Raw genomic sequence first — 20166 nt, 5'->3', positions numbered from 1 at the left:
AACGGGCGCCGGCGAGGCTTTTGTTTTTTTGCGTCTCTCCGGCTGCTGAACGATGACCACACCCAATCCCACAGCCGGCGGCCCTCCAGCCGACAACGGCTTTGCCTCGCTGGCGCTCTCGCCCCGGATGCTCGCCAACCTCACGCAGCTGGGCTACACGCAGATGACGCCGATCCAGGCGGCAGCGCTGCCGCCCGCGCTGCTCGGCAAGGACCTGATCGCCCAGGCCAAGACCGGCAGCGGCAAGACCGCCGCCTTCGCCCTCGCACTGCTTTCCAACCTGAACCCGCGCCGCTTCGCGGTGCAGGCGCTGGTGCTGTGCCCGACGCGCGAGCTGGCCGACCAGGTCACGACCGAAATCCGCCGCCTCGCGCGCGCCGAGGAGAACATCAAGGTGGTCACGCTCTGCGGCGGCGTCGCGCTGCGCGGGCAGGTGGCCAGCCTGGAGCACGGCGCGCACATCGTGGTGGGCACGCCGGGGCGCATCATGGACCACCTCGAGCGCGAGAACCTGAACCTGGAAGCGCTCAACACCCTGGTGCTCGACGAAGCCGACCGCATGCTGGACATGGGTTTCTTCGACGACATCGTGAAGGTGGCGCGCCAGTGCCCTTCGGCCCGCCAGACGCTGCTGTTCTCGGCCACCTACCCCGAGGGCATCGCCAAGCTCGCCGAGCAGTTCATGAAGAGCCCCGAGCAGATCGCGGTGCAGGCGCAGCACGAGGGCAGCAAGATCCGCCAGCGCTGGTACGAAGTGAAGGACAGTGAGCGGCTGCACACCGTGAGCCTGCTGCTCGACCACTTCCGCCCCGTGAGCACGCTGGCCTTCTGCAACACCAAGCAGCAGTGCCGCGACCTCGTCGAGGTACTGCAGGCGCAGGGCTTCAGTGCCCTGGCGCTGTTCGGCGAACTGGAGCAGCGCGAGCGCGACCAGGTGCTGGTGCAGTTCGCCAACCGCAGCTGCTCGGTGCTCGTCGCCACCGACGTGGCGGCGCGCGGACTGGACATCGCGCATCTCGAAGCCGTGATCAACGTCGACGTGACGCCCGATGCCGAGGTGCACATCCACCGCGTCGGCCGCACCGGCCGCGTGGGGCAGCAGGGCGGGGCCGAAGGCCTGGCGCTGAACCTGGCGAGCATGGACGAGATGGGCAGTGTCGGGAAGATCGAGCAGCTGCAGGGCCGCGAATCCGAATGGCACCAGTTGGCCGAGCTCACGCCGGGCAAGGGCGCGCCGCTTCAGCCGCCGATGGCCACGCTGCAGATCGTGGGCGGGCGCAAGGAAAAGATCCGCGCCGGCGACGTGCTGGGCGCGCTGACCGGCGACTGCGGCTATGCCAAGGAGCAGGTGGGCAAGATCAACGTCAACGAGTTCTCGACCTACGTGGCGGTGGACCGCGCCATCGCGGCGGAAGCGGCGCGCAAGCTGTCGGCCGGCCGCGTGAAGGGCAAGTCGGTCAAGGTGCGGCTCATCTAGGACTCGCCCCCAGGCTTCGCGCACCTCGTGTCGCTTCTCCAACCCCCTACCGGGGGCGGGCCGGCCGCTTCGGGCGGCCGTGCGCGGCGGCCCTCACGAAGATGCGGCGCCCTTCGGAACCGACTGCGGCGTGGTCAAAGCTGCGGCCTCCGCATGCGCCGAGGCCGGCGCCACCGGCGCGTCGAGCACCGGGGCCGGTGCGGCGTCCGGCGCCGGCAGCTCCTGCCGCGCCAGCTTCGCGGCCAGCCGGAACGCGACGATCACCGCCAGCAGCCCGAAGATCGACGAGCCCACGGCCTGGCCGATCAGCACGCCGGCCGCGCCGTAGTGCGAGCCCCACCACGCGAACGGAATCGTGCCCAGCGTGGCCCGTCCCCAGTTGAACGCGGTCGACAGCAGCGGATGCCCGAGGTTGTTGAACGAGGCGTTCGCCACGAACAGCCCGCCCGCGAAGAAGAAGCTCGCGGCCAGCCAGCTGCAGAAAAGCGAGATCAGCTGCGCCGCCTGCCCCTCGGCCGAGAACGCGCGGATCAGCACGCCCTGCCCGAGCGCGAGCACCAGCCACGCCACGGCCACCGACACCACCATGAAGAGCAGGCTGTCGCGCAGCCCCTCCTGCACGCGGCGGAACTGCCCCGCGCCCAGGTTCTGCGCGAGGATCGGCCCGACCGCGCCGCTGAGCGCATAGACCAGCCCGAAGGCCACCGGCGTGAGCCGGTCGATGGTGGCCGCGCCCGCCACCGCCGAGGGCCCGAACTGCGCGATCGAGTGCGTGACGAAGGCAGCGCCCACGGGCGTGGCGAGATTGGTCAGCACGGCCGGAGCAGCCACCGTGCCGAGCGCGCGCGCATCGCCAGCCAGCCGCGACGGCTCGAAGCGCCCCAGCATGTGGTGCTTCACTGTCACGCCGTGCAGCCCGATGGCCGCGAGCACGATGCGAGAGACCACCGCGCTGATGGCAGCGCCATCGAGCCCCAGGCCGAAGCCGAAGATCAGGATCGGATCGAGCACCGCCGTCACGAAGGCGCCGCCGAGCGTCACCGTCATCGAGCGGCGCGCATCGCCGATGGAGCGCAGCAGCGCGGCCGTCGCCATGCCGATGCCCAGCAGCGGCAGCGTGTGCACCGTCACCGAGAGGTAGCGGTGCGCGAGCCGCGCCGTTTCACCCTGGGCGCCGAGCGCGTGCAGCGCCGGGTGCAGGAAGAACGCGGTGCCCGTGCCCGCCACCACGGCCAGCGCCGTCATCAGCACGAGGCTCGACGTGGCGATGCGGCGCGCGTCGTCGCCACGGCCGGCACCCACTGTGCGCGACACCACCGCCGCGATGCCGATGGTCAGACCGATGCACAGCGACGCATGGAAGAAGCCCACCACGCCCGCGAAGCCGACCGCCGCGGCGATCTCCTTCTCCCCGAGCAGCGAGATGTAGAACAGGTTGATGAGATCGACCGCGAACACCGCGATCAGCCCGATGGCGCCCGTGCCGGCCATCACGCAGACGTGGCGCATCAGCGAGCCTGAAACGAAGCGCGCGCGTCCGACACCACCCGCCGTTGCGGTTATTGGCATGTGAAATTCCCGATGTGGCCTAATTGCAGGTTCGAACATTCACTTTTACCCGAGCTTTTCATGCCCAAGACATTCCGTACCGAAGCCGAACGCGTTGCCACCCCGAAGCCGACGCCGCTGCCCGGCTACACCGTGCCGCGCTCCGGTGGCGGCCAGAAGGTCAGCCTCGAACGCGGCACCGCAACGCGCAGCAAGAAGAACCCCGGCAAGCGCGCCAAGAAGGGCGGCTGATCCGGCATCGGCCCCCCGCCGGCTCCCCGAGCTTCCCGAAAGAGCACCGAAGGAGCCACGACGAACGCGCCCCAGGGCGCGTTTTGTCATTGGGGCCGCCGCTCCGAGACTTTCCCCAGGCCCGCGATGTCCGACGACAACCAGATCCTCATCCCGCCCTCGTTCTTCGCGGTCTACACCGACGCACGCCAGCGCCTGAGCGAACCCATCGGCGTGGTGCGCGAGCGCTACGAGATCTGCGAGGACCTCGCCAGCCACCTCGTGGGCCACGCGCAGATCCAGCACCACACCGAGGTGCCCGTCGAAAGCGAGATCCTGCGGCGCATCCACGCCGGGCTGATGGCGCGCGAATCGGGCGTGTCGGCGGCCGAGGCCACCTGGGTCGTGCGGCGGCTGGCCGAGCTGCTGGGCTGGGAAGACCCCGAACTGCCCGAGCCGGAGCCCGAAGCCGGCTGAGCCCCGCAGGAGCGACAACCCGTGCTGCTCAAGGTCGGAGAACTCGCCAGGCACACCGGCCTCACGGTGCGCACGCTGCACCACTACGACGCCATCGGCCTGCTGGCCCCCTCGGCGCGCTCCGAGGCCGGCTACCGGCTCTACAACGCGGCTGACATCGCCCGGCTGCACGCCATCCAGGCACTGCGTCTGCTGGGCCTGCCGCTGGCCGAGATCGGCGCGGTGCTCCGCACGGAAAGCGATGCGCTGCCATCCATCCTGCGGCGCCAGATGGCCTCGCTGGACCAGCAGATCGCGCAGGCCACCGCCCTGCGCGAACGGCTCGGCCTGCTCGAACAGCGCCTGGCCGAGGGCACCCCGCCCGACATGAAGGACTGGCTCGCCACTCTGGAGCAGATGACCACCTACGGCCGCTACTTCAGCCCCGCCGAGATCAGGTCGCTCATGGCCAACTGGAAGACGGTGGCCGACCGCTGGCCGCCGCTGGTGGCCGAGGTGGCCGCGCTGATGGCGCGCGGCGTGCCCGCCGACTCGCTGGAACTGCAGCCGCTGGCTGCGCGCTGGATGACGCTGATGGGCCAGTGGATGGACGGCAACCACGATCTCGTCGCGCGCTGGGGCGAGATGTATCGCCGCGAACCCGTGGCGCGCCGCGACGAGGGGCCCTCCACCGAGCTGGTCGACTACATCGGCGAGGCTATCGGCATCCGCATGGCCGCGCTGCTGCGCCACATGCGCACCGCCGACTTCGCGCGGCTGGGCCCGCCGCCCGAGGACGAGTGGCGGCGGCTCGCGGCCGAACTCGCTGCCCTGCAGGCGCGCGGCGCTCCGCCCGAAGGCGATGCCGTCCAGGCCATCGCGCGCGAATGGGCGCGCCTGTTCGACGCCTTCACCGACCATGACCCCGGCATTGCCGCCCGGCTGATGCAGGCAATGGCGGCGGAGCCGGTGCTGCAGGCCGCCGCCGTGGCGACGCCCGCGGTGCGCGAGTACCTGGTGCGCGCCATGGCCGCGCTGCGCCTGAAAAATCTTCCGCCAGCCGCCAGCGGCGCTTGACCCTGACGTTGCGTGAGGTCCGACAGTGGCCGCATGAACAACGCACACACACCACTCCAGCCCCTTCAGCCTGTCCAGCGGCTGCACGCGCTCGACAACCTCCGCGCCCTCATGATGTGGCTCGGCATCGTGCTGCACGTCGCGATCAACCACATCACCGTCGATTCGCCGCTCCCCTGGCGCGACCCGAAGACATCGCCGGTCGCCGACCTGCTGCTGCTCTTCATCCACAGCTTCCGCATGCCGGTGTTCTTCGTGCTGGCGGGTTTCTTCGCGGCGCTGCTGGTTGCACGGCGCGGGGCCGACGGCATGCTGAAGAACCGCTGCCTGCGGCTCGCGCTGCCGTTCACGATCTTCTGGCCGCCGCTTTTCGTGGCGACCACGGTGCTGGCGATGGTCTACATCCACCTGACGGTGCGCGGCGTGCCGGGCATCGACGTCGCGCTGACACCAGCGCGGCAGGCCGGCGGCTCGCCCTTCAACACCATGCACCTGTGGTTCCTGTACCAGCTGTTCTGGCTCAGCGTGCTGGCGTGGGCCGGCATGCGGGTCCGGCGCTTCGTGCCGGCGCGGCTGCGCGCGGCGCTGGCCTCCGGCTTCACCGAACTGATGGCGCGGCGCTGGGGTTTCGCGGTGCTGGCGCTGCCGCTGGCCTTCATCGGCATGCTCTATCCGTCCGGCATGGTCACGGAAAGCGGCTCGTTCCTGCCGCCACTGGCCGAATGGGCGCAGAGCGGCCTCTTCTTCGTGGCCGGCTGGTACGTGCATCGCCAACAGGAGCGGCTGCTGGCACTGTTCGCGGCGCGGTGCAAGGCCTACGCCGTAGCCGGCATCGCTTTCCTGGTTGCAACCCTGGCGTTGCTTGGCGCCTCGCGCGGCAACGGCCCGCATCATCTGCCGCACCCCGAGTTCTGGACCGCCTTCGCCTACAACGCGACCGCGTGGCTCTGGAGCATGGCGCTGATAGGCGGCTTCGTGCGCTACCTGCCGCGCCAGAACGCGGTGCTGGCCTACCTGTCGCAAAGCTCCTACTGGGTGTACCTGGTGCACATGCTGGGCACCGTCGGCTTCGGCATCCTTCTGTTCAACGCGCCGCTGGGCGCGGTCGCGAAGATGGGGCTGAACATCGCGGCCACCTCGCTGGCGGCGCTCGCGAGCTACCAGCTGCTGGTGCGCCGCACGCCCGTCGGCAGGCTGCTGAACGGTCAGCGCCCCGAGAGCCGCTCGACCAGGAAGTCGACGAAGGCGCGGGTCTTCGCCGCAAGGTGACGCGAGGGGTACACGGCATAGATCGGCGTGCGGTCGGCCTCCCAGTCTTCGAGCACCGCCTCCAGCCGGCCCGAGGCCAGCTCGGTCTCGACGTAGATGCGCGGGACAAGGCTCAGGCCGAAGCCCGCGAGCAGCGCGTCGCGCACGGCGATGCTGGAGCTGACCTTGTAGCGCCCGTCGATGGGCACCGCCACGCTGCGGCCGGCGCGCGCGAAGGTCCATTTGTTGGCGTGGCCCGAGAGCGTGAACTGCACGCACTCGTGGTTCTTCAGGTCGCCGGGCTGCCGGGGCCGGCCAAAGGCGGCGAAGTAGGCCGGAGCGCCGCACAGCACGTGGTCCATGGTCATGAGCTCGCGCGCGACGAGGCTCGAATCCTCCAGCCGGTCGCTGCCGCGGATGGCGAGGTCGTAGCCCTCGCCGATGATGTCGACGCGGGCGTCCTGCAGGTTCAGCTCCAGCCGCAGGTTCGGATGGCGGGCCATGAACTCGGGAACGGCCGGCGACAGCTGCGTGAGCGCGAAGGTCAGCGGCGCGCTCACGCGCAGCACGCCGCCGGGACTGCTGCCCATGGGCGCGAGCGCGGCATCGGCCTCGGCGAGCTCGTCGAGGATGCGCGACAGCCGCTCGTGGTACGCCGCGCCGGCCTCGGTCAGGCTCATCTGCCGGGTGGTGCGGTTGATGAGCCGCACCTTCAGGTGCGCCTCCAGTTCCGCGATGTTCTTGCTGACGGCCGCGGCCGAAAGGCCCATCTGCCGCGCCGCGCCGGCGAAGCTGCCGGTGGCTGCGGCGGTGCGGAAGACCCGCAGGGCGGTGAGATGGTCCATGGGTACGGCCTTATTGACAACTATCAGTAAAGAATCAATTCATTATTCGAGCATTCACAACCACAGGTCAACTCACTAGATTCGAGGCATGACCAGCCGCACCACCGACATCCTTCTCACCGCCACGGCGCCCGCCATCTGGGGCAGCACCTACATCGTCACCACCGAACTGCTGCCGGCGAACTACCCGCTGACCGTCGCGCTGCTGCGCGCATTGCCCGCCGGCCTGCTGCTGCTCGCGATCGTGCGGCAGCCGCCCGAACGGGCCTGGTGGGGCCGCATCCTGCTGCTGGGCGCGCTGAATTTCTCGGTGCTGTGGGCCATGCTGTTCCTCGCGGCCTACCGGCTGCCGGGCGGGGTGGCAGCCACGATCACCTCGGTGCAGCCGCTGATGGTGGTGTTCCTGGCCAGCTTCTTCCTCGGTTCGCGGGTGCGCGCGCTGTCGGTGGTGGCGGCGGTGGTCGGCATCGGCGGGGTGGCGCTGCTGGTGCTGACGCCGAACGCGGCGCTCGATGCGCTCGGCATCGCGGCCGCCATCGCCGCCGCCGTATCGATGGCCTTCGGCACGGTGCTGAGCCGGCGCTGGCAGCCGCCGGTGTCGGCGCTGACCTTCACCGCATGGCAGCTCACCGCGGGCGGCCTGCTGCTGTTGCCGGTGGCGCTGCTGCTGGAGCCGCCGCTGCCCGCGCTCACGCTGCACAACTGGATCGGCTTCGGCTGGCTCGGCCTCGTGGGCGCCGCGCTGACCTACATCGTGTGGTTCCGCGGCGTGGCGCGGCTGGAGCCCTCGACCATCGCACCGCTCGCCTTCCTGAGCCCGGTAATGGCCGTGATCCTCGGCTGGGCGCTGCTCGGCCAGGCGCTCTCGGCGTGGCAGGTGCTGGGCATCTTCATCGTGATCGCGAGCATCTGGCTGAGCCAGCGCGCGCAGCGCGGTGCGCAGCCGACAACGGTGCGCGCCGCGCCGGCGGCTGTTCGCTGACCAGCTAGGCAGGCTGCGCGCCGGCCGTGGCGCGCTTCAGCAGGCTCAGGTAGCCCGGCTGCACTTCCATGCGCGCGATGGCGCCCTGCCGCTGAAGCAGCCGGTGCGCCTTCGGCAGCGCCCAGCAGGGCAGGCTGGTGAACATGTGGTGCTCGCAGTGGTAGTTGACCCAGTAGGGCGCCACCAGCGTGCGTTCGAGCCAGCCGGCATGCGTGGTGCGGGCCTGCCGCAGCGGATCGGCCTCGTTCTGCGCGACCAGCGCATGCTCGGCGATGTTGCGCACGCGGCTCACCAGCGGCAGCCAGGTGACCATCGGCAGCAGCCACATCGCGAGCCAGGCCCACCAGTAGCCGGCGAGCGCGAAGGCCAGAAAGCCGAGGCCGTTGGCGACGAGGAAGCGCCGGTCCTTCGCAAGCTCGCGCCCGAATGCCTTCAGCACCGATTCGCCATGCGCGCGCTTGCGGATGCCCTCGGCGATATGCCCGAAGCGCTGCTTGTAGAAGGTCTGTCCGCTCAGGTCGCGCACCACCTTGCGCCACATCGAAGCGCGCGTGATCGGGAAGGGCGCCGACAGCACGAGGTCCGGGTCTTCGTTCTGCTGCACGAAGCGGTGGTGCCGCAGGTGGTAGGGCCGGTAGTCGCGCAGCGTCGACGAGCACAGCCAGTAGCCCACCCAGTCGTTGACCTTGCGGTTGCGGTGCAGGGCCGCGTGCGCCGCGTCGTGCATGAGGATGAAGAGGCCCAGCTGCCGCGCGCCGACGATGGGCACCACCAGCGGAATGGTCCACGGCCACACGATGCCCGCGAGCATCGCGGCGCCGATCACGCTCCAGCAGTGCAGCACCAGCCACAGCCCCTTCCACGACGAACGCGCGGTGAGCGAGCGCCACTCGTCGGCGGTGAAGAAGTCTTCGGGTTGGGCGCGGGGTGCAACGGCCATGCGGGCCAGTATGCGCCGCGAGGCGGGTGCAGGGCACGCGGAGTTGCCCGAGGTGCCGGGGCCGAGAACGAGGCCCTTCGGCCTAGTTGTCGATGATCTTGCGCGCGAAGACTTCCAGGTAGTCCATCAGCCGGTTGGCACCCGCTGTGGCGGCCGCCTCGTCGCCGGTCGCGATGCCTCGCGCCAGCTGCAGGTGCGCGTTCGCGCCCTCGACGATCTCGCCCTCGTGCTGGTAGGCGTACCAGAAGCGCCGGCACTGCACGATGGGCGGAATCACCGCTCGCACCGCCGAATCGTTGTGGCTCGCCTGGTGGTTGACGAGGTCCAGCGCGCGGTCGGCCTGCATGTAGTCGTTGAGGTCGCCCCGGTCCGCGGCCTCGACCATCATCTCGGCGCAGCGCACGATCTCCTTGCGCTGCTGCGCGGTGGCGCGACGCGCCGAGCAGGCGGCGATCAGCAGTTCGAGCACGCGCCGCGTCTGGATCACGTCGAGGTGGTCGGCCAGGTCGATGGCCGACACCAGCAGCCCGCGCCGCGGCTGCTGCACGATGAGGCCGATGGACACCATGCGCATCAGCGCCTCGCGCACCGGCGTGCGGCCCAGCCCGGTGCGCTCGGCGAGTTCGGCCTCGACGATCTGGCTGCCGGGCTGCAGCTGCATCGTGGACAGCAGCGTCTCGATGGCGTCGTAGGCCTCGTCGGCGGCGCGGCGCTTGGGCTGGGGACGGGGTGCGACGGTGTTCTTCGGAGAGGCCATGGTCTTGTTCTGCGGATGCGGCGGCGTCATTGTCGGGCGTCCGCGCCTTCGCTCGCGACAAGGCCAGCGAGCGTGGCGATGCGCACCGGCGACAGCGGCGGGCGCGGCGCGGGCGGCGTCCATCCGAAGAGGAACTGCGCGGCGTCGCCGCACACGCGCCCCTGGCAGGCGCCCATGCCGCAGCGGCGGTGCAGCTTGGCGTCGGTCCAGCCGCCGCAGTCTTTCAGGGCCGAGAAGGGCACGTCCTCGCAGCGGCACACGAGCGTGTCGGCTTGCGGCAGGGCCTTGAGGGAGGGCGACAGCGCGAAGCTGCGGTGCAGCTGCGCGGCGAAGCCGTCCCAGCGGGCGCGTTCGCCCTCGTGCGCGGCAGCGGCGCACTCGTTGCCGACCGCTGCATGGCCGGCGATGGTGCCCTGCGCCAGCGCGCGTTCGCTGCCGCCGAAGCCGGTGCATTCGCCCGCCGCGAAGATGCCGGGCACGCTGGTGGCCTGCCGCGCATCGACCTGCAGGCCCCGCGCGCGGAAGCCGTCCGAAGCCAGCGCGCAGCCGAGCATGCGGCCGAGCTGCGTGTTGGGCACGAGGCCGAAGCCGCAGGCGATGCGGTCGCAGGCGATCTCCACTTCCTTGCCGTTGCCCTGGCGCAGGCGCACCGATTCGACCTTCGCGGCGCCTCCCGCCGAGACGACGCGCGACGAGGTGCGATAGCAAGGGTCTGCCAGCGTGACGGCCTGCGCCGCCTTGCCGGGCCAGCGCGCAAGGCTGGCGCCGAAGCGAGCGACCGAAGCGAACGAAGCCTGCTCGGCGATGCGCAACACCTTCGCACCTGCCGCGCGCGCGGTGGCGGCTGCGGCAAGCAGCAGCGGTCCGCTGCCCGCGATGACGATGCGCTCGCCCTCGACAGGCAGGCCGGCCTTGATGAGCGCCTGCAGCCCGCCCGCACCGGTCACGCCGGCCAACGTCCAGCCGGGAAAGGGCAGCAGCAGTTCGCGTGCGCCGGTGCAGAGGATCAGCTTGCCCCATCGCATGCGCACGGCGCCTTCGGCGTCTTCGAGCAGCAGCTCGCCGGGCTCGGGCGCGGCGACCACGCGCGTACCGCTGCGCACGCGGATGTTGGCGCGGCCGTCGAGCGCGTCGCGCCACTTGCGCGCCGCCGGCGGCAGCGAGGCACCGGGGCCGTCGCGCCAGATCTGTCCGCCCGGCGCGGGGTTGTCGTCGATCACGACGATCGATGCGCCGCTCGGTGCGGCCGCCACCGCAGCAGCCATGCCGGCGGGGCCGGCGCCGATGACGAGCACGTCGCAGCGTTCCTGCGCGAGGCCGTTCATTCCGATGTCTCCACGCGCATGCCCTCGGCGCACACCGTCTGGCAGGCCAGCCTGCGCCGCCCGTCGACGAGCACACGGCATTCCTGGCACACGCCCATGCCGCAGAAGGGCGCGCGGGGCTGGCCGCTGACGGAAGTGCGCGCCACGCCCGTGCCGCCAGCCACGCGCAGCGCGGCGGCGACCGAGCTGCCGGCCTTCACGCGGACGAGGCGTCCGTCGATGTTCAGCAGGGTGTGGCCGTTGTTCATGCCGCCTCCCGCAGGCCGCGCGGCGCATAGGGCACGGCATCGAAGCCGGGCGTCGTGCCGGTCATCGACGCGGCGAGCAGATGCGCGCTGCCGGGCGCGGTGGTCACGCCCAGGCCTTCGTGGCCGACGGCGAGCCAGAGCTTCTCGCGCCACGGGTGCCTGCCCAGCAGCGGCAGGCCGTCGGGCGAGGCCGCGCGCATGCCGGTCCACGAGCGCAGGGCGTTGAGGTTCGCGAGCCCCGGCAGGTAGTCGAGCGCGCGCTGGAGCATGCGCGCGAGCATCGGCGCTTCGACCGCCGCGTCCGTGGTGTCGAACTGGCGCGAGGAGCCGATCAGCAGCTGCCCAGTGGGACGCGGCTGCACGTTGAAAGCGACCGATTCGCCCTCGCTGTGGTGCGCGCTGGTCACGTAGCCGAGCTCGACGAGCTGGTGGTGCACCGTGCCCGGATAGCGGTCGGTGATGAGCAGGTGGCCCTTCTTCGGACGTATCGGCAGCTCGGGGCACAGCGTCGTCGCCTGGATGCCGTTGGCCAGCACGACCTGCGGCGCGGCGCGGCGGCTGCCGCCGGCCAGGCGCAGCGTGCCGTCTTCCTCGATGGCATCGACCTTCGCCTGCTCGACGCGGATCGATGTTGCGTGCTGCGCGAGCAGCCAGCGAGCCGCGTTGGGCGCGTAGAGGATGCCGTCGCCCGGCACTTCGAGCGCGCCGGCGAGGCCCTTGCGCAGCGCGGGCTCGGCGGCCGCGAGCTGGCGCGCATCGAGCAGGCGGCTGTCGATGCCGTCGGCGCGCAGCCGCTGCAGCTTGCGCTCGGCCTCGGCCATTTCCTCGTCGTTGGCGGCGATCCAGAGCGTGCCGCAGGCGCTGTAGGCGCAGTCTTCGGCCATGCGCGGCGCAAGCTCGCGCCACTGCGCGATCGAATGGCGGCTGAGCGCGAGTTCGGCCGGGTTGTCGTCCATCACCACGAGGTGGCCCATGCCCGCGCCGGTGGCGCCGCCGATGCCGGCGTCGAGCACCAGCACCCTCGCGCCGGCATTCGCGAGCGCATGCGCGCAAGCGGCGCCGACGATGCCGGCGCCGATGACGATGACGTCCGCGTCCATTCCGACTGGTGTCAGAGCCGTATGCCCCAGCCGAAGGGATCGGCCTCGTCGATCAGCAGCGTGGCCTCGGCGCTGATGTGCGCGCGGCCGCGCAGCGTGGGAATGACGCGGCCTTCGCCGTCGAGCGCGTAGCTGACCTCGAAGACGCTGCCGATCACGCTGGCCTGCTTCCACACCTCGCCCGGCGCGAGCTTGCCGTCGGCCGCGAGGCAGGCGATCTTGGCGCTGGTGCCGGTGCCGCAGGGCGAGCGGTCGTAGGCGTTGCCGGGGCACAGCACGAAGTTGCGGCTGTCGGCGCCCTCGCTGTCGTCGGCGAAGAGTTCGATGTGGTCGATCTCGGCGCCGTCGGCACCGGTGATGCCCTGCGCCGCCAGGGCCTTGCGCAGGGCGGCGGTGTAGTCGGTGAGCGCGGCGAGGTTGTCGCTCGCCACGCGCTGGCCGTGCTCGCTCACGAGGAAGAACCAGTTGCCGCCCCAGGCCACGTCGCCGCGCACGGTGCCGTGGCCGGGCAGCTCGACCGCCGTCTGCCGCAGGTGCCGCCATGCGGGCACGTTGCGCACGCTCACCGAGCCGTCCTCGTGCAGCGTGGTGGTCACGGTGCCCACGGGCGTCTCGATGCGGTGCTCGCCGATGCCGATGCGCCCCATGTGCGCGAGGCTGGCCACCAGCCCGATGGTGCCGTGGCCGCACATGCCGAGGTAGCCGGCGTTGTTGRAGAAGACGACGCCCGCCGCCGCATCGGGCGAGACGGGCTCGCACAGCAGCGCGCCCACCACCACGTCGCTGCCGCGCGGCTCCAGCACGGCGGCGGCGCGCCACTTGTCGTGCTGGTCGGCCAGCAGCGCGCGGCGCTCGGCCATGCTGCCCTTGCCCAGGTCGGGAAAGCCCCCGATCACCAGGCGCGTGGGCTCGCCGCCCGTGTGTGAGTCGATGACCTGGATGCGCTGCATGGGGCGTGGTCCGTTCTTTCTTTCTTCTTCAGTAGCTGGCGATGGGCACCGGCGCCGCGTTCTTGAAGGTGAACACCGTGATCGGCGCCTGCTTCATGTTGCCCTTGTCGTCGTAGGCGTAGGTCGCGGCCACGCCCTTGTAGGTGGTCTTGTAGAGCTCGGCGCCGACCTTGTCGGGGTCGATGGAGTTGGCCTTCTTCATCGACTCGCCGATGAAGAGCACCTGGTCGTAGTACGAGGCGGCGTAGGCGTCGGGGTCGGCGTTGAAGCGCTTCTTGAACTTCTCCTTGAAGGCCGGGCCGCTTTGCGCCTTCTCGAGGATGGAGCCGCCCTGCGCGCAGAACACCAGGTCGTTGACCGCGTCGCCGCCGAGCTTGCCTGTGGCGGGGCTGCAGACGGTGTCGCCGCCCAGCAGCTTGCCGGGCACCGCGAGCTGCTTCATCTGGCGTGCCATGGGCGCGGCCTGCGGCGCATAGCCGCCGAAGAAGATGGCCTCGGGCGCCTTGGCCTTCATGTTGGTGAGGATGGCGGTGAAGTCCACGGCCTTGTCGGTGGTGAACTCCTGGCCGACCACGGTGAGGCCCTGCTTCTTGGCCTCCTTGGTGAACTCCTCGGCGAGGCCCTGGCCGAAGGCGGTGCGGTCGTCGATCACGCCGACCTTCTTCAGCTTCATTTCCTTGGCCGCGTACACGGCCATGGCGCCGCCGATCTGGTTGTCGCTCGCGATGATGCGGTAGAGGTTCTTATAGCCGCCCTGGGTGACCTTCGGATTGGTGCCCACGGTGGAGACCATGGTGCCGCCGTCGGCGTAGACGCGCGAGGCCGGAATGGCCACGCCCGAGCAGTACGGTCCCATGACAAACTTGACGCCGTCGTCCACGAACTTCTGCGCCACGCTCACGCCGGTCTTGGCGTCGCACTGGTCGTCTTCGGAGACGAGTTCGAACTTCAGCGTCTTGCCGCCGACGACGAGCTTCTTCGCGTTGAGCTCCTCGATGGCGAGGCGCACGCCGTTTTCATTGTCCTTGCCCGCGAAGGCGTTGGGGCCCGACAGCGGACCGCTGTGGCCGATCTTGACGACCTGCTCCTGCGCATGCGCCTGGCCGGCAAGGGCCAGGGCGGCGAGACCGAGAAACGAAACCATGCCTGCTTTTGTCTTCATGCTTCTTCCTGCTGGGTTGGGGACGATGAAAAACACGCTGCCGGCAGCCGGCGGGTAAGCCGGCGCCAGCGCGCCGTCGGTTTATTACATGACCGACTGGTATTGAACAGGCCTCGTCGCGAGCGCCTTCTTCACGATGCCTTCGACGAACTCGCGCTCGGCGCCGACCAGCGGCAGGCGCGGGCGGCGCATGTGCTCGGTGCCCACGCCCACGAGGGCGTCGATGAGCTTGAGGTTCTGCACCAGCTTGGTCGACACGTCGAGGTGCAGCATGGGCGTCATCCACTGGTAGAGCTTGAGCGCCTCGGCGAACTTGCCGGCCTTCATCAGGTCGTAGAGCGCCACCGTCTCGCGCGGGAAGGCGCAGCCCACGCCGGCGAGCAGGCCGTCGCAGCCCAGCGCCAGGCCCTCGTAGGCGAGGTCGTCCACGCCGAGGAAGAGCTGGTAGCGCTCGCCCACGGTGTTGCGCAGGTCGGTGATGCGGCGGATGTCGTCGGTGCTTTCCTTGATGGCGGCGATCCATTCGCAGTCGGCCAGCTCGGCCATGTGCGCGGGCTTGAGGTCGACGCGGTAGGCCACCGGGTTGTTGTAGACCATGATGGGTTTCTGCGCCGCGTTGGCGATGGTGCGCACGTTGAGCATCGCCTCGCGCGCGTCGGCCACGTAGATCACCGAGGGCATGACCATGAAGCCGGCCACGCCGAGCCTGTTGGCGCCGTCGACGTAGCGCAGCGCCTCGCCGGTGCTGGTTTCGGACACGTTGGCCAGCACCGGGATGCGGCCGTCGGCGGCCTCCAGCGCGATCTTCGCGACCTGCAGTTTCTCTTCCAGCGTCAGGGTGCTGGCTTCGCCGAGCGAGCCGCAGGTGACGAGGCCGTGGATGCCGTTGCGGATCTGGAAGTCGATGTGCCGGGCGGTGCCCTCGGCGTCGATGCTCTCGTCGGCGTTGAACTTGGTGGTGACGGCGGGAAAGATGCCTTGCCAGCGGGGATTGCTCACTTGATCGCTCCTGTGGATGTGCGGTGTGGAAGCCACGCACTCTAAATATATTAAGGATATACCGTCAAGATACCTGTGGGGCAAGCGCTCTTCCGGGCGCGGCTCTTCTGTGATATCGCGCGAGGGGGGATGGAAGGGCCGGCCCGCGGGACAGCAGGGCCGGAACGGGGAACCGGCTGCGCTTACCCGTGCTGCACCGCAGGCCGCAACACGCCTCGCTTCAGCGTGACCGGCTGGCCGACGGGCGGCGCCGTCTTCGTCTCCACGGTGCGCAGCGCGCCGTTGTCCATGCGCACGCTCACCTGGTAGACCGTGACGGTGCGCACGTGCTTCTCGATGGCATTGCCCGCGAAACCGCCGCCGACCGCGCCGAGCACCGTGGTCGCGGTGCGCCCGTTGCCGTGCCCGAACTGGTTGCCCACGAGCCCGCCCACAAGGCCGCCGGCCACGATGCCCACGCCGGTGGTCTTCTGCGGGCGCTGCACGGAGCGCACGGATTCGACATGGCCGCAGACCGCGCAGGGCGGCGGGGCGGGAGGAGCGGCGGCAGCCACAACCGGAGCGTTCGCGCCGGGCGCGGGTCCGGGCTGGACGGCTTGCGGCTCGGGCGCCCGCACGGGCGCTGGCAGCGGCGCGGCGGCCATCGGCGGCACGGCCGGCACCGGCGGCATCGCTTCAGGCTTGAAATCGTCGGGCGCCTGGGGCGCGATATTGGTGTTGGCGGCAACCGCGGCCACCGGCGGCGCAACCGCTGTCGGCGCCTCGTGCCTGTACAGCAACGTCCCGCCCAGCGCCACCACGGCCACGGCGAGCGCGCCGATCACGCCCCAGAGCACCTTGGGCGACTTGCTCGCCGGCGTGCCCGCAGGCGGATTGAATGGCGACGTCGGATCCATGAAATAGCCCCTTGTGCGGTCCGAGGCGGAATGCCGCGGAACCCACCCAGGAGCATGGACGCGGCTGGCGCGTTGTCAATTGAGCGGCGTCCTACAAGAAGGAAGACGTCGCCCGGCACCCCCTCAATCGACCTTCGCCCCCGAAGCCTTCACCACAACCCCCATCGCATCCCAATCCGCGCGCAGCAGCTTCTGGAATTCTTCCGCGCTCTGGCTGCGCGGCTCCACGCCCAGGCGCTTGAAGCGTTCCTGGATCACCGGATCGGCCAGCACCTTGTTGGCGGCGGCGTTCAGGCGCTCGACCTCGGCCTTGGGCGTGCCGGCGGGGGCGAGCAGGCCGATCCACGAATCGAAGGCGTAGCCCGGCAGGCCGCTTTCGGCCACGGTGGGCAGCTTGGGCAGGAAGGGGCTGCGCGACTGGCCGGTGGAGGCCAGCAGCTTCATGCGGGCGTCGTCCTGGAAGCCGATCACGCCGATGCTCGACGAGATCACCGCCTGCACGCGGCCCGCAAGCACCTCGTTGACGGCCTCGCCGGTCGACTTGGTCGGGATGTGCGTCATCTGCAGCCCGGCCTTCGCGAGGAAGGACGCCATCGCCAGGTGCGTCGCGCTGCCATTGCCGGCCGAGGCGTAGTTGTACTTGCCCGGGTTGGCCTTGACCTCCTTGATGAAGTCGGCCGTGCTCGACACGCCCATGCCGCTGGCCACCGCCAGCACGTAGCCCGCGTTGCCGACGTTGGCGACGCCGACGAAGTCCTTCAGCGGGTCGTAGCTGAGCTTGTTGTACAGAAAGCCCGCGATGTTGTGGCTCGCGGCCGCGAGGATCAGCGTGTTGCCGTCCGCCGGGGCGCGCGCCACCATGGCCGCGCCCACCGTGCCGCCCGCGCCCGCGCGGTTCTCGACGATGGCGCTGGCGTTCAGCGCCGCGCCCAGCTCGTTGTTGAAGGCGCGCGCCACCGTGTCCTGCACCGCGCCGGTGGCGAAGGGCACGACGATGTGGATCACGCGCTGCTGCGCGTGCAGCGGCGCGACGGCGCAAAGCGCGGCGGCGGCCGCCAGCGCGGCCAGGGAACGTCGGGTGAACGGGGTCGTGGTCATCTTGGTGGCCGCTTTCATCATCAACAGAAAAAGGAAACGCCGGTCAGCCGCGCGCCGGCAGCCAGCGCTGCACCAGCTTCACGAAGTAGCTCGCGCCGATCGGGATGATCTCGTCGTTGAAGTCGAACGAGGTGTTGTGGATGATGCAAGGGCCGGGCCCGTGGCCGTCGAGACGGTGGTCTCCGTCGCCGTTGCCCAGGAAGGCGTAGCAGCCGGGCCGCGCAAGCAGCATGTGGGCGAAGTCTTCCGCGCCCATCACGGCGGGGAAGTCGTCGGTGACCATGTCGTCGCCCACCACCTCGCGCATCACGCCGGCTGCGAAGCGTGCCTCGGCCGGGTGGTTCACGGTCGGCGGCGACGAGCGCTTGAAGAACACCTCGGCCGTGCAGCCATGCGCCGCCGCCACGCCCGCGGCCACTTCGCGCAGGCGGGCTTCGAGCTTGTCGATGGCGTCGATGGAGAAGGTGCGGATGGTGCCGCCCACCGTGGCCACGTCGGGAATGACGTTGGGCGCATCGGAGCCCTGCAGCTGCGTGACCGCGAGCAGCGCGCGCTCGGTGCTTGGAATGGTGCGCGCCACGATGGTCTGCAGCTGCTGCGCGAGCGTGACCACCGCCGCCACCGGGTCGATGCCGGTGTGCGGCATGGAGGCGTGCGTGCCGCGCCCGCGCACGGTGATCATGTAGGTGTTGCTCGACGCCATCAGCGCGCCTTCGTTGAGCGCGAAGCGGCCCACGTCGCCCACCGGGAAGTTGTGCAGGCCGAAGACCGCGTCGCAGGGGAAGCGCTCGAACAGGCCCTCGTCGATCATCTTCTTCGCGCCGGCCTTGCCCATCTCCTCGGCGGGCTGGAAGATGAAATGCACCGTGCCGTCGAAGTCGTCGGGGCCCTGCTGCGACAGGTGCCAGGCGGCGGCCAGCAGCATGGTGGTGTGGCCGTCGTGGCCGCAGGCGTGCATGCGGCCGGGGTTGGTCGACTTGTGGGCGAACTCGTTGGCCTCGTGCAGCGGCAGCGCGTCCATGTCGGCGCGCAGGCCGATGGTGCGGCTGCCGGTGCCCTTGCGCAGCACGCCGACGAGGCCGGTGCCGGCGATGCCGCGATGCACCTCGATGCCCCATTCGGCGAGCAGCTTCGCCACCTTCTCGGAAGTGCGGTGCTCCTCGAAGCCGAGCTCGGGGTGGGCGTGGATGTCGCGCCGGATCTCGACGAAGCGGGCGGCGTTGGTGACGAAGGAATCGGCGATGTTCATGGCGGGGCTGCTGCCGGCTGCGAAGCCGGTCCGGTCGTTCGATGAAGGATGAAGCGAACGATTCTGGCGCAGCCGCCCGCCCGGCGCACGCCGGGTTGCTTGCTGACCTGACTACGCGAGGCGCCCCTCTTGCCGCAGCTTCGCGCCGATGCGCCGGATCTCCGCCTCGCCCTGCTCGAGCGCGGCCTTGCTGGTGTGCACCGAGTAGTAGCCCATCACCAGCTCATGCGGATGCTTCACCGCCGAGCCCAGCACGAAGGACGTGTCGCCGTGCGCCACGAAGTCGATGGCCGCGCCCGATTCCTCGAACACCGCGAGCTCGCCGGCGACGATGGGGCCGCCGGTGTCGTCGCCCGCCTCGAGCCGGCCCGCGCTGAGCGCGACCCAGCCCACGGTGTGGCCGGCCGGAGGCACGTAGCTCCAGCGTTCGCCGTCCTTCAGCTTCACGGCCAGGTAGTTCATCGGCGAGGGTGCGGCGATGGGGCTGCGCGCCGCGCCGTATCGGCCGAGCAGCACGCGCGCCGGCCCTTCCTGCGGCACCTGCGAGGGCGCGAGGTACATGCTCTGCGCGGGCGCGTTCTCTTCCGAAGGCGGCAGCGCCACCCACAGCTGGAAGCCGCTCACGCGCTCCACGCCGGACGCGGGGGCGCCGGTGTGCCACACGCCGTTGCCGGCACGCATCCATTCGACGCCGCCGCCGTGCAGCGTGCCCTTCTCGCCGGTGGTGTCCTCGTATTGCGTGTCGCCTTCCATCAGCCAGGTCAGCGTGGCGATGCCCGAGTGCGGATGCAGGCCGAAGCCCTTGTGGCCGCCCGTGACGTCGAAGCCGAAGAGGTCCAGGAACACGAAGGGCTTGAGGAATTCGCCCAGGTCGCCGGGGCTCATCAGCCGTGTGATGCCGCCGTGGCGCGAGCCGCGCGTGCGGTAGACGATGGCGCGGGCCTGCGTTTGCGTTTCTGCTGCTGCGGCGTTCATGCTGCCTCCCTTGCCGTCTTGAGCGCCCTGGTCCACCAGGCGATGTCGTCGAGCAGCGCGGTGGCCGCCTGCGCGAGGTGCGGGAAGTCGCCGAAGCTCTTGCCCTGCTGCCAGATGCCGAGGAACTCGACCATGCCGATGTGCACCGCGTGGCGCACCGGCGCCATCTGCATCTCGACCGCCACCAGCCGCAACTGCTCGATGGCGCGCGCCGCGCCCACGCCGCCATAGCCCACGAATCCGATCGGCTTGCGGATGAATTCCTTGTAGGCCCAGTCGATCGCGTTCTTCAGCACCGCGCTCGGGCCGTGGTTGTACTCGGGCGTGACCACGATCAGGCCGTCGAAGCTGGCCAGCTTGGCCTGCCAGCGCTGCGCGGCCTCGTTCTTCACCGGGCCCCAGGCCGGCGCGCCGGCTTCATTGAAAAGGGGCAGCGGATGGTCGCGCAGGTCGACCAGCTCGAAGGCCAGGTCGGTGCGCTGCTTCGCGATGTCATGGATCCACTGCGCGGGCTTCTCGCCGAAGCGGCCTTCGCGGGTGGAGCCGAGGATGATGCCGATGCGGGGTTGTCGCGGTTGCTGCGAGGTCATGGGGTACTCCGTG

The 20166-nt window shown here is 70.3% G+C and carries 21 protein-coding genes; 6 read left to right on the top strand and 15 right to left on the bottom strand.

Annotation, left to right across the window (positions count from 1 at the left end; all coding sequences use genetic code 11):
- Positions 1 to 52: 52 nt before the first annotated feature.
- Positions 53 to 1477 (top strand): ATP-dependent RNA helicase DbpA, encoded by a 1425-nt coding sequence (gene dbpA / locus QMO14_RS04660; RefSeq protein WP_301504946.1) that lies wholly within the window; start codon positions 53 to 55, stop codon positions 1475 to 1477.
- 93 nt (positions 1478 to 1570) lie between these two features.
- On the opposite strand, the gene QMO14_RS04655 is transcribed toward dbpA, so the two are convergent.
- Positions 1571 to 3046, bottom strand: coding sequence for an MATE family efflux transporter (locus QMO14_RS04655; protein WP_301504944.1), 1476 nt, complete (start codon positions 3044 to 3046; stop codon positions 1571 to 1573).
- A gap of 60 nt (positions 3047 to 3106) precedes the next feature.
- Between QMO14_RS04655 and QMO14_RS04650 the strand changes: the two genes are divergently transcribed.
- From QMO14_RS04650 to QMO14_RS04635, 4 genes are all read left to right on the top strand, one after another.
- The gene (locus tag QMO14_RS04650) at positions 3107 to 3277 is read left to right on the top strand and encodes a hypothetical protein (protein WP_164546861.1); all 171 of its coding nucleotides are present in this window, start codon (positions 3107 to 3109) and stop codon (positions 3275 to 3277) included.
- A 126-nt stretch (positions 3278 to 3403) separates the two neighbouring features.
- Complete coding sequence (locus tag QMO14_RS04645; protein ID WP_301504940.1) at positions 3404 to 3733, top strand: hypothetical protein; 330 nt, start codon at positions 3404 to 3406, stop codon at positions 3731 to 3733.
- A gap of 21 nt (positions 3734 to 3754) precedes the next feature.
- Entirely contained in the window at positions 3755 to 4789 is a 1035-nt protein-coding gene (locus QMO14_RS04640) for a TipAS antibiotic-recognition domain-containing protein (RefSeq protein ID WP_301504938.1), read from the top strand.
- Positions 4790 to 4822: 33 nt separating this feature from the next.
- The gene (locus QMO14_RS04635) at positions 4823 to 6058 is read left to right on the top strand and encodes an acyltransferase family protein (protein WP_301504936.1); all 1236 of its coding nucleotides are present in this window, start codon (positions 4823 to 4825) and stop codon (positions 6056 to 6058) included.
- Here QMO14_RS04635 and QMO14_RS04630 read toward each other — a convergent pair.
- Positions 5995 to 6882, bottom strand: coding sequence for a LysR family transcriptional regulator (locus tag QMO14_RS04630; protein ID WP_301504934.1), 888 nt, complete (start codon positions 6880 to 6882; stop codon positions 5995 to 5997). The two genes, QMO14_RS04635 and QMO14_RS04630, sit on opposite strands and share 64 nt — an antisense overlap.
- Before the next feature lie 88 nt (positions 6883 to 6970).
- Between QMO14_RS04630 and QMO14_RS04625 the strand changes: the two genes are divergently transcribed.
- The gene (locus QMO14_RS04625; protein WP_301504932.1) at positions 6971 to 7864 is read left to right on the top strand and encodes an EamA family transporter; all 894 of its coding nucleotides are present in this window, start codon (positions 6971 to 6973) and stop codon (positions 7862 to 7864) included.
- 4 nt (positions 7865 to 7868) lie between these two features.
- Here QMO14_RS04625 and QMO14_RS04620 read toward each other — a convergent pair whose 3' ends face one another.
- The 13 genes from QMO14_RS04620 to QMO14_RS04560 form a co-directional block, all read right to left on the bottom strand.
- Complete coding sequence (locus QMO14_RS04620) at positions 7869 to 8804, bottom strand: fatty acid desaturase family protein (protein ID WP_301504930.1); 936 nt, start codon at positions 8802 to 8804, stop codon at positions 7869 to 7871.
- 82 nt (positions 8805 to 8886) lie between these two features.
- Positions 8887 to 9561 carry a GntR family transcriptional regulator gene (locus QMO14_RS04615; RefSeq protein ID WP_301504929.1) on the bottom strand — a complete coding sequence of 225 codons (675 nt, stop codon included), beginning with the start codon at positions 9559 to 9561 and terminating at the stop codon, positions 8887 to 8889.
- A 26-nt stretch (positions 9562 to 9587) separates the two neighbouring features.
- Positions 9588 to 10886: an FAD/NAD(P)-binding oxidoreductase gene (locus QMO14_RS04610; RefSeq protein WP_301504928.1), complete on the bottom strand. Its 1299-nt coding sequence runs from the start codon at positions 10884 to 10886 to the stop codon at positions 9588 to 9590.
- Positions 10883 to 11134, bottom strand: coding sequence for a (2Fe-2S)-binding protein (locus tag QMO14_RS04605; RefSeq protein WP_301504927.1), 252 nt, complete (start codon positions 11132 to 11134; stop codon positions 10883 to 10885). The genes QMO14_RS04610 and QMO14_RS04605 overlap by 4 nt, the downstream gene beginning before the upstream one ends.
- On the bottom strand, positions 11131 to 12234 hold the full coding sequence (locus tag QMO14_RS04600) for an FAD-binding oxidoreductase (protein ID WP_301504925.1): 1104 nt from the start codon (positions 12232 to 12234) through the stop codon (positions 11131 to 11133). The genes QMO14_RS04605 and QMO14_RS04600 overlap by 4 nt, the downstream gene beginning before the upstream one ends.
- A gap of 11 nt (positions 12235 to 12245) precedes the next feature.
- Positions 12246 to 13184, bottom strand: a complete 939-nt coding sequence (locus QMO14_RS04595; RefSeq protein WP_301504923.1) for a 4-hydroxyproline epimerase — start codon at positions 13182 to 13184, stop codon at positions 12246 to 12248.
- Between the two features lie 28 nt (positions 13185 to 13212).
- Positions 13213 to 14346: a branched-chain amino acid ABC transporter substrate-binding protein gene (locus QMO14_RS04590; RefSeq protein WP_301504921.1), complete on the bottom strand. Its 1134-nt coding sequence runs from the start codon at positions 14344 to 14346 to the stop codon at positions 13213 to 13215.
- A gap of 84 nt (positions 14347 to 14430) precedes the next feature.
- Positions 14431 to 15345: a dihydrodipicolinate synthase family protein gene (locus QMO14_RS04585; RefSeq protein WP_301504919.1), complete on the bottom strand. Its 915-nt coding sequence runs from the start codon at positions 15343 to 15345 to the stop codon at positions 14431 to 14433.
- 182 nt (positions 15346 to 15527) lie between these two features.
- On the bottom strand, positions 15528 to 16241 hold the full coding sequence (locus QMO14_RS04580; RefSeq protein WP_301504917.1) for a glycine zipper 2TM domain-containing protein: 714 nt from the start codon (positions 16239 to 16241) through the stop codon (positions 15528 to 15530).
- A 123-nt stretch (positions 16242 to 16364) separates the two neighbouring features.
- On the bottom strand, positions 16365 to 17339 hold the full coding sequence (locus QMO14_RS04575; protein ID WP_301504915.1) for a tripartite tricarboxylate transporter substrate-binding protein: 975 nt from the start codon (positions 17337 to 17339) through the stop codon (positions 16365 to 16367).
- 43 nt (positions 17340 to 17382) lie between these two features.
- On the bottom strand, positions 17383 to 18588 hold the full coding sequence (locus tag QMO14_RS04570; RefSeq protein WP_301504913.1) for a M20 aminoacylase family protein: 1206 nt from the start codon (positions 18586 to 18588) through the stop codon (positions 17383 to 17385).
- Positions 18589 to 18699: 111 nt separating this feature from the next.
- Positions 18700 to 19563, bottom strand: coding sequence for a pirin family protein (locus tag QMO14_RS04565; RefSeq protein ID WP_301504911.1), 864 nt, complete (start codon positions 19561 to 19563; stop codon positions 18700 to 18702).
- Positions 19560 to 20153: an NADPH-dependent FMN reductase gene (locus QMO14_RS04560; RefSeq protein ID WP_301504909.1), complete on the bottom strand. Its 594-nt coding sequence runs from the start codon at positions 20151 to 20153 to the stop codon at positions 19560 to 19562. The genes QMO14_RS04565 and QMO14_RS04560 overlap by 4 nt, the downstream gene beginning before the upstream one ends.
- Positions 20154 to 20166 lie beyond the last annotated feature (13 nt).

The organism is Variovorax sp. CAN15, assembly GCF_030462475.1.
GTDB lineage: Bacteria > Pseudomonadota > Gammaproteobacteria > Burkholderiales > Burkholderiaceae_C > Variovorax.
This window is presented reverse-complemented; position numbering and strand designations above follow the sequence as displayed.